Here is a 13,946-nt window from a genome sequence, read left to right as displayed (position 1 = left end):
GGCGCGGTTACGGGTGCCGCTGTCATGCGGAACCTGATGGAAACGACAGGCCAGCCAGATTGCGCGCGAAGCTTGCTGCCTCATGCGGGTTGACGTCGGCGGCCCGGATCAGATTGTCGAAATGCCGGGTCAAGGCCTGGACCGGCTGGGTGGCATTCAGCACGACGTACATGTCGCCGACATAGATGGCGGCGCGGTAAGGTCCGAAGATGGTGAGCGGGATCGAATAGCGCATGCGGCCGTCGTAGAGAAACAGCCGGAAAGTCGGATAGAGATCGTCAAGCAGCGTCGCCATATGGGCGAGTTGCTGCCGACGGTCGGCCTCCGGAAAGCGGTCCCAGACGCCGAGGCCGCGTGCGAAAATCTCCAGCGTGTGTCGCGGCATGCAGACTTCCATGTCGGTCTCTGGGCGCCGGTTGTATTCGATGCGGTATTGGGTCTCGCTGGCCTGTGCGAGCCTGCTCCTGTTGGTGATGTTTGCCTCATAGTCGACCAGCGCGTGCGTCCGCAGAAGATCGGGGATGCCGGCCGGCACATAGCGGATCTTGGTGCCTGCGGCCTCGGCGAACCATCTGGCCAGAAGCGTGCGGTCGAAACCGTCGGGGGCTTCCTCGATCTCCAGGCTTTCGCGGATTTCACCGGTGACGCCCTCGTCCTGGCTGAGGCCGAGCAGCCAATCCAGCGACACCTTGAACTCGGCCGCGATATTGAGGAGCGTTTCGGCCCGCGGCAAGCGCGTCGAGGCGCCCGACATCAGCTGCGACAGCGCCGACCGATCGATGCCGACGGCGGTGGCGAAGGCGGACTGGTTGAGGTCGGACCGTGTCAGGAGCAGCTTGAGACGCTCCCGAAAGATTGCTGACAAATCCCGTTTGTCCATTTTCCGACTCTCCGAATCATGAGGAAAAATTTTCGCTGGAAGGTCCTGACGGGGCGCTTCAGGCGCAAATGAATCCCTAGGTCTGTTTACAATCTGTAACATGTGCGGTTGAAAATGCGCAATCGCAACATTTTGTACACTTTGTCTCGTTGAGTGGAATCGTTTCTCCTGACACTATGCTGTCAGGAGCCGCTGGGGTTCCGGCGACTGAGGGGCAGTGGTCGATAGCATGACTGGCAAGAGCATAAGGCGACGCAATACACCGGCCATCGAGTGGCCAACCGCAGCCCTCGCTTTCTTCTGTTACGGAGCATGGCTCGCCACCGGTCTACTGCTCTGGCCGTCCTATCCGATCTTCGCGCTCGCTCTCCTCGGTTTCATCCTGGCACTTCAGTCGTCGATCATGCACGAAGTGCTGCACGGCCATCCGACGCGCAATGCCCTGATCAACGAGGCTTTCGTCTTCCTGCCGATCGGTCTGGTCTGGCCGTTCCGCCGCTTCAAGACGCTTCATCTGCGCCATCATGCCGACGAGCGCCTGACCGATCCGCTCGACGATCCGGAAAGCTACTACCAGGCGCTTTGGCAGCATGACGACCTGCCGCGAGCAATGAAATTCCTGCTCAGGATCAACAACACCATGGCCGGCCGGTTCTTTCTCGGTCCCTGGCTGTCCTGCATCGGCTTCTTCATCGACGACGCCAAACATATGATGGCCGGCGACAAGGCCATCCGCAAAGCCTGGCTGCTGCATGCGATCGGCCTCGCCGTCGTGGCGCCGATCGTGCAGTTCGGCTTTGGCATTCCGCTTTGGCTCTATATTCTCCCGGTGTGGCTCGGCCAGTCGCTGATCGCGATCCGCACCTTTGCCGAGCATCAATGGTCCGAGCATCCCGAAGGCCGCACGGTGATCATCGAGCGCTCGCCGCTGTCGTTCCTGTTCCTTAACAACAATTTGCACTTCGTCCACCACAAGACACCAACGGTGGCCTGGTACAGACTGCCCCAGCTGTTTCGTGAACGTCGCGAGGAATGGCTGCGGATGAACAATGGCTATGCCTATCCCAACTATTTCGCGCTGATCAGGTCCTATGCTTTCAAGGCCAAGGAGCCGATCGTGCATCCGGTGTTGCGGCGCCAGCCGGAGCCGGGCAGGGCGTTCAAGCCGCGCGTCAGGGCGCGCAACATCAGCGGGCTCGGCACCGCGCCAGTCCCGGCCGAGCCGCCCAAGGAATGAAGCCCGCGACACGACGGACGGTGTCGGCTATCTCAAATCCGACGCCGCGTTTTTGTGAACCTCTCTCCAGATTTAATGGTCAGATCCCGGCATGAGCGAATTCGTTGCAGCGCTGCCGATGTATGACTGGCCGGAAGTGCGCCGCGAGGTCGACGCCCAATGGGCACTGCTGCGCGACGCCTTCCGTCAAGGGGGGATAATCCATGCGCCGGAGACCGTCATTCGCCGCAACGGCGATCTGCCGCCGGTGCCGGGCGGCATTCATAGTGCCACCGGCGTTCTGATCGCGCCCGACCCCGCGACACTGCCGCCGGACGCGCTCGATTTTCACCAGCTCTGGCTGCATCCCGCACTGCTGTTCGCGCAGACTTGCTGGGGGCCGATGGAGCTTGGCCTCGCTGGCCATGTGCAGGTTGTCAGCCAGCCGAGCTATAATGCCTACGAAGGCGGGCAGGGGCCGCTTTATTCGAGCGCGCTTGTGATGCGGGCGGACGGCAAGGCGTCGGTGCCTGCGCCTGCCAATGGCAGGCCCGTCATCCCGCTCGATCTGATCCGCGGCAAACGCTTTACCTTCAACAGCCTCGATTCCATGTCCGGTATCATCGCGCCGACGCGAGACCTGGAGGCGCTGGGCGAAAGCCTCGACATATTTTCCTCGCGCAGCGAAAGCGGCGGACATCGCGCTTCGATCGTCGCCGTGGCCGAGGGCAGGGCCGATGTCGCGGCGATCGACTGCGAGAGCTGGGCGCTGGCGCAGCGCTTCGAGGGGGCCGCCCGGCAAGTGAAGGTCGTCGGCTGGACGGGCCTGCGCAAGGGCCTGCCCTTCATCACCGCGAAAACGACGCCGGAAAAAACGGTTGCCGCGATGCGCGAGGCCCTTGCCGGCTTAGCCGAGCAGCCTCGCATCCAGCGGATAGGTTGAAAGCTTTTCGTTGCCGGTGCCGGTGACCAGGATCTGTTCCTCGATCTTGACACCCTCGCGCCCGCCGAGCCTGCCGATATAGCTCTCCACGCACAGCACCATGCCTGGCTCGATCACGCCGTCGGGCGTGTCCGATGTCCAGTCGTCGGCATGCGGCAAGGTCGGGTATTCGTCGGCCAGCCCGACGCCATGGTAGAGCACACCATAGCGGGTCGGGAAACAGTCGCCGGGCGGCACCGCCGAGCGGTCGACAAGGTCGCGGAAGGCGGTGCCCGGCTGTATCAATTCGGTGTTGTGCGCGATCTGGTCGGCGGCGATGCGGAAAAGATCGCGCTGTTCGTCGGTTGGCTTCACATCCCCGCACAGCCAGGTGCGCGACAGGTCGGCGCAGAAGCCGTAGGGGCCGATCAGGTCGGTGTCGAAGGCGACGAGATCGCCCGCCTCGATGAGGCGCGAGGAGCATTCCTGGAACCAGGGGTTGGTGCGCGGGCCGGATGCCAACAGCCGCGTCTCGATCCATTCGCCGCCGCGGGCAATGTTGCCGCGGTGCAGTTCGGCCCATAATTCATTCTCAGTGGTGCCGGGCTTCAGCGCCTGTTCCATCTCGCCCATTGCCGCCTCGCAGGCGACGATGGCGCGGCGCATGGCAAGGATCTCGTCCGGCGATTTCACCAGCCGGGCGTTCTCCATCACCGCTTCGCCATTGCCGATGGAAATGCCGAGGCGCGCAAGTTCCTCGACGCCTTCCGGGTTGATGTGGTCGACCGCGATGCGGCTGTTGCCGCCGCCATGTTCCCGCACCAGATCGGCGATTCCGGCCGCCCAGCGGCGGACTTTCTGCTCGGTGAGTTCGCCGCTGTAGAGATACATCCACGAGACGGCGGGGCGAACCTCGTCGACGACGCCGGAATGGTCCGACAGATGTTCGCAGGAGAAATAGTCGAACAGCACCACCGGCCCGTCGGTGGCAACGAAACAATGCCGTGTCGGGTTGTGCGCCACCCAAAGCTGCATGTTCGTGGAATCGATCGCATAGCGGATGTTGACGGGATCGTAGAGCAGCGCGCCGGCATAGCCGCGGCGCTTCAGCTCGGCGCGGATGCGCGCCAGCCGGTATTGGCGCATTTCGGCCAGGTCGGGGGCGGCAATGCCTGCCGCCGCCCATTCCGCTTCGGCTGTCGCGCCGTAGCCCAGCACATGCTGGTTGAGATCAGCCGCCTTCCGGCGGGAGGCCTCGCGCAGCACCTCGATCGAGCCCGGCACAAACGGCATGATCTTGCGGTGGCGGCCGAAGCTCCCCTTTGGCGCCGCGCTGTCCATGGCGAAACCTCAGCTCCGCATCTTCTCGCCGCTCGGGTCGAACGGCGCCTCGACATTGATGCGGGCCGGACGGCGATGGCCGAGAATCTCGATCTCGAACAGGCCGGCGCTTTCATCCTGGGCCAGCGCCGCCGGCACGTAGCCCTGCGCCATCGACTTCTGGACGTAGTGGGCATAGCCGCCGGAGGTGACCCAACCGACCACGCGCCAGTCGCCGTCGACGATGCCGCGCACGGCGGATGCGCCTTGTGCCGCCTTGGAGCCCCGCACTTCCTTGCCGGCCGCATCGAAGCGCGGCGCGCCAAAGCCATGCGGCTTTTCCACCGTACCGTAGTCCTTGCCGACCTTGGCCCAGATCGGCTCGTCACCCATCACGTCGGCGTCGGCCGCCTCGACGATAAAGGACACGCGGCGCAGCTTCGGTCCTTCAGCCCGTTCCCTGGCGGCCGCGTCGCGGCCGATGAAGTCGTTCTTCTCCAGCTTGATGAAGCGGTCCATCGAGCCTTCGAACGGTCCGTAGATCGGGCGCAATTCGCGGAACCAGGTCGGGAAGTTCTTTTCCAGGCGCATGGAGAGCAGGGCGCGCATGCCGAAATCGACCAGGCCGAATTCTTCGCCTGCGTCCCTGATCGCCTTGTAAACCAAGCGCTGATAGGCCGGCGCCATCCAGATCTCGTAGCCGAGGTCGCCGGTATAGGTGATGCGGTTGACCATGCAGGGCGCGCCGCCGACCGCCATTTCGCGGAAATCCATGAAGCGGAAGGCCTTGGTCGAGATGTCGACATCGACCAGCTTCTGCAGGAGATCCCGCGACTTCGGTCCGGCAATCGACAGGCCGACAAGCGTCTGGTCGAAGCGGTGGATGCGCACCTCTGACGCGCTTGGACCATCCTTCGGCAGGTGCTTTTCGAACCAGCGCATGTGATATTTCTGCGCGGCCGACGAGCCCCAGATCATGAAGCGGTCTTCCGCGGCCTTGGCGATTGTGAAGTCGCCGATCAGCTTGCCGAATTCGTTGATCATCGGGGTCAGCACGATGCGGCCGGCCTTCGGCATGCGGTTGGTCATCAGCCGGTTGAGGAAATCCTCCGCCCCCGGTCCGGAGACTTCGTATTTGGCGAAGTTGGCGATTTCGGTGACGCCGACGCGCTCGCGCGTGGCGCGCACTTCCTCGCCGATCGGCCCAAAATCGTTGGAGCGGTGGAAGGACACGATATCCTTCGGCTCCTTGCCCTTCGGCGCGAACCACAGCGGGGTCTCGAGGCCCCAAGAGTCGCCCATGACGGCGTTGTTGGCGAGCATGGTGTCATAAAGCGGCGTCGTCTGCGCCGGGCGCGCTGCCGGCAGTTCCTCGTTGGGGAAGCGGATCGAGAACCGGCGCGAATAGTTCTCGCGCACCTTGGCGTTGGTGTAGCGCAGGCTCGCCCATTCGCCGAAGCGGGCGACGTCCATGCCCCAGACGTCGAAGCCGGGATCGCCATGCACCATCCAGTTGGACAGCGCCAGGCCGACACCGCCGCCCTGGCTGAAGCCGGCCATGACGGCGCAGGCGCACCAGAAGTTGGTCAGGCCCTGCACCGGGCCGACCAGCGGATTGCCATCCAATGCGAAAGTGAAGGGACCGTTGATGATCTGCTTGATGCCGGCCTTCTCGATGCCGGGGAAATGCTTGAAGCCGACCTCCAGCGACGGGGCGATGCGGTCGAGGTCGGGCTGCAACAGCTCGTGGCCGAAATCCCAGGGCGTGTTGACCGGCGACCACGGCTTGCACGCCTTTTCGTAAGTGCCAAGCAGGATGCCGTTGCGCTCCTGGCGGGTGTAGATCTCGCCCTTGAAATCCATCACGCCGATCATCTCGCGGCCGGTCGATTTGTTGAATTCCTCGACCTCCGGCATGGGTTCGGTCAGGAGATACATGTGCTCCATGGCGAGCACCGGCAGCTCGAGGCCGACCATGCGGCCGATCTCGCGCGCCCACAGGCCGCCGCAGTTGACGACATGCTCGGCGTGAACCGTGCCTTGTTCCGTGATGACGTTCCAGGTGCCGTCGACCTGCTGCGTCAGTTCGACGACGCGGTTGCGCAGCACGATCTCGGCGCCGAGTTTCTTCGCCGCCTTCGAGTACGCAATCGTGGTGCCGGACGGATCCAGATGGCCTTCGACCGGATCCCACATGGCGCCGACGAAATTCGTCTCGTCCATCAGCGGGAACATCGCCTTGGCCTCGGATGGCGTGATCAGCTCGGTATCCATGCCGAGGTAGCGACCCTTGGCGTGGGCAAGCCGCAGGAAGTCCATGCGCTCGGGCGAATCGGCCATCATCACGCCGCCGGTCAGGTGCAGCGAACAGGACTGGCCGGAAAGCTCCTCGATCTCCTTATAGAGCTGCACGGTGTAGGCCTGCAGCTTGGCGACGTTGGGATCGCCGTTGAGCGTATGGAAGCCGCCCGCCGCGTGCCAGGACGAGCCGGAGGTGAGCTCCGAGCGCTCGATCAGCATGATGTCTGTCCAGCCGGCCTTTGCCAGGTGATAGAGCACCGAGCAGCCGACGACGCCGCCGCCGATGACAACCGCTTTTACATGGGATTTCATGAAGCTAGGTCCGTTTTTGAAGAGATTGAATCGGGTGAGTGCGGTGTGAAAACAAAGCGGAGGTCGGATGCAGCGATGTTTTCGACCAGCCTGTCGTCGAGCGCGGCGAGGATGGTTTCGCACACGGGAGTACGGTGTTTCAGGACTTCATAGCTCCAGAGGCGCAGGATCGAGTAGCTTTGGGCGCGCATGAAATCGTCGCGGCGGCGGTCATAGGGACTGTCGGCGTGCTGTGAGTCGTCGATTTCAACGACCAGCCATTTTTCGCGGCAACAGAAGTCGGCGTAGTATGGTCCGATAGAGAACTGGCGTGTGAACTTGTAGCGACCAAGTCTGCGGGCTTTTAGTTCGAGCCAAAGCAGTGCTTCGGCCTGATTGTTGCCTTGCCTGAGTTTCCTGGCTCTCTGGGTTGTAACTGACTTTCGGCGACTGCGGGTTTTACGAGCGGCTTCCCCCACTCCGTCGCTGCTTCGCAGCGCCACCTCTCCCCCCTCCGGAGGGAGAGGAAGGGAGCCAGCCCGGCCAAGCTCACGCCCTTCCTCTCCCCCGTCGATCGGGGGAGAGGTGTCGAGCGCAGCTCGACGGAGTGGGGGTCGACCGTTCATCGAATCCATACGCGTGATCAGTTCATCGACAACGCAGACGATCAAAAATCGGTCGGGGCGCCGCCTTCGGCGCGGCGCTTCTGGACGAAGGCGTTGAGCTCTTCGCGGATCGCCGGGTCCATGTAGGGCTCGTCATAGGAGGCCAGCCGCTCCTTCCACACCTTGTTGGCCTTTTCGAGCGCCGTCGGCGAGCCGGCTTCGGCCCAGGTCTCGAAATTGCGCCAGTCGGACAGGATCGGCGAGTAGAAGGCGGTCTTGTAGCGATCCTGCGTGTGCTGTGTGCCGAAGAAGTGGCCACCGGGGCCGACCGACTGGATGGCGTCGAAGCCAAGCGCCTGTTCGGACAGGTCGAGCGGGGTCAAGAATTCCGCCACCATCTGCAACAGGTCGATGTCGAGGATGGTCTTCTCGTAGGAGCAGCGCAGGCCGCCTTCGAGCCAGCCGGCGGCGTGCATCATCAAATTGCCGCCGCCCTGGATGGCGCCCCACAGCGAGAACACGCTTTCATAGGCGGCCTGTGCGTCGACCGTGTTGGCGGCGCAAGTGTTGGAGGTGCGGTAGGGGATGTTATAGCGGCGGGCGAGCTGGCCGCCGACGAGCTGCGCCTTCATGTATTCGGGCGTGCCGAAGGCGGGCGCACCGGACTTCATGTCGACGTTGGAGGTGAAGCCGCCATAACCGACCGGCGCGCCCTTCCTGACCATCTGGGCAAACGCGATGCCGGACAACGCCTCGGCGTTCTGCTGCACCAGCGCGCCGGCAATGGTCACCGGCGCCATGGCGCCCGACAGGGTGAACGGCGTGACGATGACGACCTGGCCCTTGCTCGACATCTGGATGATGCCTTCCATCATCGGCACGTCGAGTTTCAGCGGCGAATTGGTGTTGATGATGGTGAAGACGGACGGTTCTTCGAGCAACTGCTCGTGGCTGATGCCGCGCGCGATACGGGTGATCTCGATGCCGTCGACATTTCGTTCCTTGCCGAGCGAATAGATGTGGAACACCTTGTCGGTCAGCGTGGCGAGGTCGCGGATGCATTCGAGGTGGCGGACGGAGGGGTGGATGTCGATCGGCTCGACCGGATAGCCGCCCGTGCAGTTCAGTATGTTGTGCATCTGCGCCAGGCGCAGGAAATTGCGATAGTCCTGCTGGTTGCCGGGCCGGCGGCCACGATCGATGTCCGAGCAATTGGGCGCCGAGGCCATCATCGAGATGATCAGGTTGTCGCCGCCGAAGCGCACATTGTGCGCGGGGTTGCGGGCATGGATGGTGAATTCAGGTGGGCAGTGCGACACCAGATCGAGGATCATGTCGCTGTCGAAGCGCACGCGCTCGCTGCCTTCGCGCACGTCGGCGCCGTGTTCCTTCATGATGCGGCGGGCTTCGTCATGCAGGACGTCGACACCGATCTCCTTCAGCACGCGCAGCGAGGCCAGGTGGATCGATTCCAGCTCGTCGTCGGAAACCAGCTTGGTCGGCTGGAGCGGGATTTTCAGCTGGCGGAACGGCGGCTGCTCGAACGCGGCCGAGCCGCCTGCGCGTTTTCCGGCGCGGCCGCCGCGGCGGGCACGATCGGTTGCCAATGCCGGTTCGGCGGGTTGAAGGGCGGCGGTCATGAGGGGCCTCGTACGATGCGAAAGTGGGCGGCATAATGGACCGGCGGCTGTCCGGCCATTGCGGAGGCGGCGACCACTAGAGCGAGGGAAGCGACATGCCGGAACGGCAGCTGCGTGGTCCCGAGGCGGGCCCGCGGATAAGGGGGCGCCATTCGTTGCAGTATCGTCTTTTGCTTCTGATAAACTTGTGCGTCGAATATCTCCGGAGGGAGAGCCATGCCTGACGTCGTCAAAGTGCGTGCCGCCACCAACAACGAAGTCGCGTTCCTCTCCTGGGACCTCGACGGGATGATCCCAGGCTGCCTGGGCTTCGAGATCGTTCGCCTCTATCCCGACACCGGCGAGGAGCGTTGCCTGGCTTCCTGGGTGCCCTTCAAGGGACAGCGCAACAAGGATTGGATCCCCCAGGATACCGGCGTCTGGCCGGTGCAGAAGACATTCTGGCGCGATCTCACTGTCCGGCGGCGCCGCGACAGCCTGGATGTCAGGCCAGACGGCCAAATGATAGCCTACCGGGTGCGTCCGGTCGGCGACATGAAGGCCGGGCTCGATCCCGTGCCGGTGCGCCCGGAAAAGACCTATACCGGTCCAGCGCGGCCGCTGGGCTATCTCGGCCGGGGCGCGGTCAGTCCGCCGATCTTCCTCGGCCAGATGTTCGGCAAGGCGCGCGTCGCCTTCACGAATGGCGTATTGTCGACGCAATGGATGTCGCGCGCGCTGGCCGAGGCCGGCATCAAGGTCGGGCAGCGCGACAAGATCAGGGCTGTGCTGCAGGATCCGACCAGCAAGATACGCGCCTACCTGCATGGCGACGTGCCTGATGTGCTGATCAGCCTGCTGAAGCGGGCCAAGGCCGAAGGCGGCACGGTCAGGCTTGCGCTCTACGAGCTTGGCGACGACGAACTGTGCGACGCAATCATTGCCGCCAGGGATGTCGTGGAGGTCATTCTTTCCAACTCGGGCAGGGATGACCAGACGAAGGCCTGGGACGCTGGCAACGCGCCTTACAGGAAGCGGCTGCACGACGCAGGCGTCGCGATGACGGATCGCCTGTTCAACAACAACCATATCGGCCACAACAAGTTCGCCGTCTATCGCGATGCCCAGGGCAAGCCACAATCGGTGATGACGGGCAGCACCAACTGGACCTCGACGGGCATTTGCGGGCAATCCAACAACGCCTTCATCCGCGACGACCCGGCGATGGCCGAGATATTCGACGCCTACTGGCAGCGCATGAAGGCCGACCTGTTCCCGCCGCCGGCCACGGAAAGCGCCGCCGGCCATGTCGCGCAGACGCAAGGCGTGCCGTTTCGCAGGGAAAACCACAGGCCAAACCCGCTCAACGGCGCCACGGCGGCGCTGGACGGCATGACGGTGTGGTTCTCGCCCAATGATCCCGAGCGCAACAAGAAGGACATCTCGGTGCGGCCGGTCGATCTCGAGGACCTCTTCGCCCGCATCAAGGCAGCCAAGCGCGCCGTGCTGTTCCTGGTGTTCAATCCTTCGCGGCTCGGCGACAATTCGATCGTCGACCAGGCGGTGGCGGCGGCAAGGGCCGATCCGAAGCTGATCGTGCAAGGGGCAATCAGCGATGAGACCGCCATGCCCAACTATGTCGCGCCGACTAAGGATCCGGTCACCCATAAATCAAACAGGGACGGCAAGTCGCCCTTCGTCTATCCGGAGAAGGTCTGGGAGGCGCCGAACGTTTCCATCGTGCGGGCGGCGAACCTGACCGGCGCCACGATCGCCCGCGATTTCCAGGCGGAGGTGCTGACCGTCGGCCATGCCATCGTGCACGACAAGATCGTCATCATCGATCCGATGGAGGACAACGCGACGGTCGTCACCGGCAGCCACAACCTCGGCTACAAGGCTTCCTACGAGAATGACGAGAACATGGTGATCGTCGAAGGCGACAAGACCTTCGCCGCGGCCTATGCCGTGCATATGCTCGACGTGTTCGACCACTACAAGTTCCGCGCCTGGCGCAAGACCATCGGCAAAGGCCCTTCGGATGACGATGGGCTCTCCATCGACGACAAGTGGCTGAAGCCTTACGCGCAAGGCAGGAAAGGCGCGATCGCACGGTATTTTCCATAGTGCTGCCGGCGGGTGCTGACGGCTTTTGACGCGAGCCTTCCGGTGCACGGCGCCGGCCGTTGGCGCAAGCGGATTTCGCTGTCCGGCCCTTCCTTTCCCGGGATCGAACCGGTAGCTGATGGCTTGCCGATCCGCAGGTCGGCGATTCACTCATGGAACGGCAGCATGGTCGCGACCGGCTCGAGCCAAGGCGAAGCGGCAACGCAGTGGGCAGCGCTCGCCGGCGTCACCGCGGCGCTGGCGATGTTCGGCGCCGCGCAAGGGCTGAGCTCGCCGCTGTTCACGCTGCTGATGCAGAAGCAAGGCATGTCGCCGGGCCTGATCGGCCTGTCGGCGGCGATGATGCCGGTTGGCTTGATCCTGTCTGCCTCGTTCGTGCCCGCCGCCGTGCGGCTGGTCGGCGCCCGCACGCTCGCCGTCGGCTGCTCGCTGATCGGTGCGCTGTGCTTCCTGGGCATCGGCTATCTGCAGGATTGGGTGGCGTGGTTCGTCCTCCGTTTCCTCATCGGCGTGGTCATCAACCCGCTCTATATCCTCGGGGAGGTGTGGGCGCTGTCGCTGGCGCCGCCGGCGCGACGCGGCCGGGTGATGGGCGTGTTCAACACGCTGATGGGGGCCGGCTACTCGGCCGGGCCTTTCACACTGACCCTGCTCGGCACGTCGGGCTGGGCTCCCTTCAGCGTCGGCATTGGTGGTTTCGTGCTCTGCGCCGTTATTCTGCGCCTTGTCTCCTCAAAGCTCACCGGTTTCGAGGATGACGGCCAGCCAGCCGGCAGCTTTATCGGTTTTGCCCGGCTGGCGCCGGCGCTGCTGCTGGCGGTGCTGGTCTCGGCAGCGGTCCAGCAAAGCACCTATGCGCTGGTTCCGGTCTTCGGCGCCGGCTATGGCTTGCCGGAAGCCGTGCTCGCCGCTCTGGTGATGGCGTTATCCTTGGGCAATATCCTGCTGCAGATCCCGCTCGGCCTGCTCGCCGAACGCTTCGGCGGCCGCCCCATGATCCTGGCCTGTGCGGTGGCGACCACCGTTTGCGCGCTTCTGCTGCCGCTGCTGATCACGACGCCGCTGATCTGGGCGGTGCTGCTGGTGATGGGAGCGGTCGGCTATGGCGTCTACACGATGGCGTTGGTGGAACTCGGCAGCCGCTTCAAGGGCTCGCTGCTGGTCACCGGCAACGCCGCTTTCGCCTTGTTGTGGGGCGTTGGCGGCATTGTCGGTCCGCCCAGCGCCGGTCTGCTGATGCAGGCGATCGGGCCTTTGGGATTGCCGGCGGTGATCGTCGGCCTGGACGCGCTGCTGGTCGCCTTCGTGCTCTACAGATCGGCCAGCCGCAGAGGCTCCTGACAGGGTTTGGCCGGAACAAGCGTGGGTTCGGGCTTTGGGGCTTACGGCTGTCGGGTCGAAACGCTAAGCCTGCAGCCGAGAGGCGATGTGGATCATGGACCGGGTGGAACCGAAGCGCGACGAGACGATGCAGTGGGCAGCGATCACCGGTGTGATCGCGACCGTGTCGGTGTTCGCCATCGCGCAGGGACTGTCCTATCCGCTCTTGAGCTTCATCCTGCAGCGGCAGGGCGTTTCGCCTGTCATGATCGGCCTGTCGGCGGCGATGACGCCGATTGGCTTCATCGTCTCGTCGCCGCTCATCCCGTCACTGGCGCGGCGGTTCGGGGCAGGGCGCACGGCGCTGACCTGCGCGGCGCTTTCGGCGGTCGTGCTGGCGCTGATCGGCTGGACACAGAACGTCTATCTCTGGTTTCCGCTGCGGTTCCTGATCGGCGCGGTGACCAATCCGCTCTATGTCTTAAGCGAAATCTGGGTGATCGCGCTGGCGCCGCCGGCCCGGCGCGGCCGCATCATGGGCGTCTATTCCACGATCATCTCGGCCGGCTTCGCCGCCGGGCCGCTTTGCCTGCTGGCCGTCGGTACGGAGGGCTGGCCGCCATTCCTGGTCGGCATTTCCGCTTTCATCTTCTGCGGCGGGTGCCTCGCCCTGGTGGTCGGGCGCCTGCCTAAGGTCGACGAAGCCGGGCATCGGCTTTCGGTGATGGGCTTCATGCCGCTCGCCTGGCTGCTTTTGTCGGCAGTAATCGTGGCTGCCGGCTTCGAGCAGGCGGTGCTGGCGCTGTTGCCCGTCTACGGCACGCATTACGGCATCGCCGAGAACCGCATGTCGGCCCTGCTGTCGACGATGATCGCCGGCAACATCGCCATGCAGGTGCCGCTCGGCCTGCTGGCCGAGGGGCTGACGGCGCGCCTGGTGCGGTTCATCTGCCTGGTGCTGACGCTGCTCGGCTGTCTGCTGCTGCCGCTATTGATCGAAACGCCGCTGGTCTGGCCGATGATCTTCGTCTGGGGCGCGGTGTCCTACGGCATTTATACGATGGCGATCATCGAACTCGGCGAGCGTTTCAGCGGCTCGGCGCTAATTGCCGGCAATGCCGCTTTCTCCCTGATGTGGGGCGTCGGCGGCATCCTCGTCCCGCCGCTTGCGGGCGGCGTGATGGACGGGATCGGCGCGAGCGGCCTGCCGGTGACGCTCGGCGCGATCTGCCTGGCGCTGGCGGCTGCGACCGTCATCCGGCGGCGGATCGTGTGACGGCCTGAAGCGATCTGCCGCGATGACGCGGCTTCAACACCTTGAATCCGGCGCCCTTTGACGCGATGT

10 protein-coding genes are annotated in these 13,946 nt (G+C 64.1%); 5 read left to right on the top strand and 5 right to left on the bottom strand.

Annotation, left to right across the window (positions count from 1 at the left end; genetic code table 11):
- Nucleotides 1-22: 22 nt before the first annotated feature.
- Nucleotides 23-880, bottom strand: coding sequence for a helix-turn-helix domain-containing protein (locus tag LB545_RS13065; RefSeq protein ID WP_140495665.1), 858 nt, complete (start codon nucleotides 878-880; stop codon nucleotides 23-25).
- Nucleotides 881-1,109: 229 nt separating this feature from the next.
- Between LB545_RS13065 and LB545_RS13060 the strand changes: the two genes are divergently transcribed.
- The gene (locus LB545_RS13060; RefSeq protein WP_224705199.1) at nucleotides 1,110-2,117 is read left to right on the top strand and encodes a fatty acid desaturase; all 1,008 of its coding nucleotides are present in this window, start codon (nucleotides 1,110-1,112) and stop codon (nucleotides 2,115-2,117) included.
- 91 nt (nucleotides 2,118-2,208) lie between these two features.
- Entirely contained in the window at nucleotides 2,209-3,039 is an 831-nt protein-coding gene (locus tag LB545_RS13055) for a phosphate/phosphite/phosphonate ABC transporter substrate-binding protein (RefSeq protein WP_224705197.1), read from the top strand.
- Here LB545_RS13055 and LB545_RS13050 read toward each other — a convergent pair.
- The 4 genes from LB545_RS13050 to LB545_RS13035 all read right to left on the bottom strand — a co-directional run bounded on the left by LB545_RS13050 (nucleotide 3,004) and on the right by LB545_RS13035 (nucleotide 9,175).
- Nucleotides 3,004-4,359, bottom strand: coding sequence for a M24 family metallopeptidase (locus LB545_RS13050; RefSeq protein ID WP_224705195.1), 1,356 nt, complete (start codon nucleotides 4,357-4,359; stop codon nucleotides 3,004-3,006). The two genes, LB545_RS13055 and LB545_RS13050, sit on opposite strands and share 36 nt — an antisense overlap.
- A gap of 9 nt (nucleotides 4,360-4,368) precedes the next feature.
- Nucleotides 4,369-6,951: an FAD-dependent oxidoreductase gene (locus LB545_RS13045; RefSeq protein ID WP_140728947.1), complete on the bottom strand. Its 2,583-nt coding sequence runs from the start codon at nucleotides 6,949-6,951 to the stop codon at nucleotides 4,369-4,371.
- Nucleotides 6,948-7,433, bottom strand: coding sequence for an endonuclease domain-containing protein (locus tag LB545_RS13040; RefSeq protein ID WP_140728946.1), 486 nt, complete (start codon nucleotides 7,431-7,433; stop codon nucleotides 6,948-6,950). Before LB545_RS13040 ends, LB545_RS13045 begins: the two co-directional genes overlap by 4 nt.
- 164 nt (nucleotides 7,434-7,597) lie before the next feature.
- On the bottom strand, nucleotides 7,598-9,175 hold the full coding sequence (locus LB545_RS13035) for a trimethylamine methyltransferase family protein (protein ID WP_140521093.1): 1,578 nt from the start codon (nucleotides 9,173-9,175) through the stop codon (nucleotides 7,598-7,600).
- Nucleotides 9,176-9,391: 216 nt separating this feature from the next.
- On the opposite strand from LB545_RS13035, the gene LB545_RS13030 reads away from it, so the two are divergent.
- The 3 genes from LB545_RS13030 (at nucleotide 9,392) to LB545_RS13020 (ending at nucleotide 13,877) form a co-directional block, all read left to right on the top strand.
- A complete protein-coding gene (locus LB545_RS13030) occupies nucleotides 9,392-11,281 on the top strand; it encodes a phospholipase D-like domain-containing protein (RefSeq protein ID WP_224705193.1) in 1,890 nt (629 codons plus the stop codon).
- A 165-nt stretch (nucleotides 11,282-11,446) separates the two neighbouring features.
- Nucleotides 11,447-12,622: an MFS transporter gene (locus tag LB545_RS13025; RefSeq protein ID WP_224705191.1), complete on the top strand. Its 1,176-nt coding sequence runs from the start codon at nucleotides 11,447-11,449 to the stop codon at nucleotides 12,620-12,622.
- A 94-nt stretch (nucleotides 12,623-12,716) separates the two neighbouring features.
- The gene (locus tag LB545_RS13020) at nucleotides 12,717-13,877 is read left to right on the top strand and encodes an MFS transporter (RefSeq protein WP_224705189.1); all 1,161 of its coding nucleotides are present in this window, start codon (nucleotides 12,717-12,719) and stop codon (nucleotides 13,875-13,877) included.
- Nucleotides 13,878-13,946 lie beyond the last annotated feature (69 nt).

This window comes from Mesorhizobium sp. BR1-1-6, assembly GCF_020165355.1.
Classification (GTDB): domain Bacteria; phylum Pseudomonadota; class Alphaproteobacteria; order Rhizobiales; family Rhizobiaceae; genus Mesorhizobium.
The sequence above is the reverse complement of the archived record's forward strand: the minus strand, read 5'-3'. Positions and strand labels throughout refer to the sequence as shown.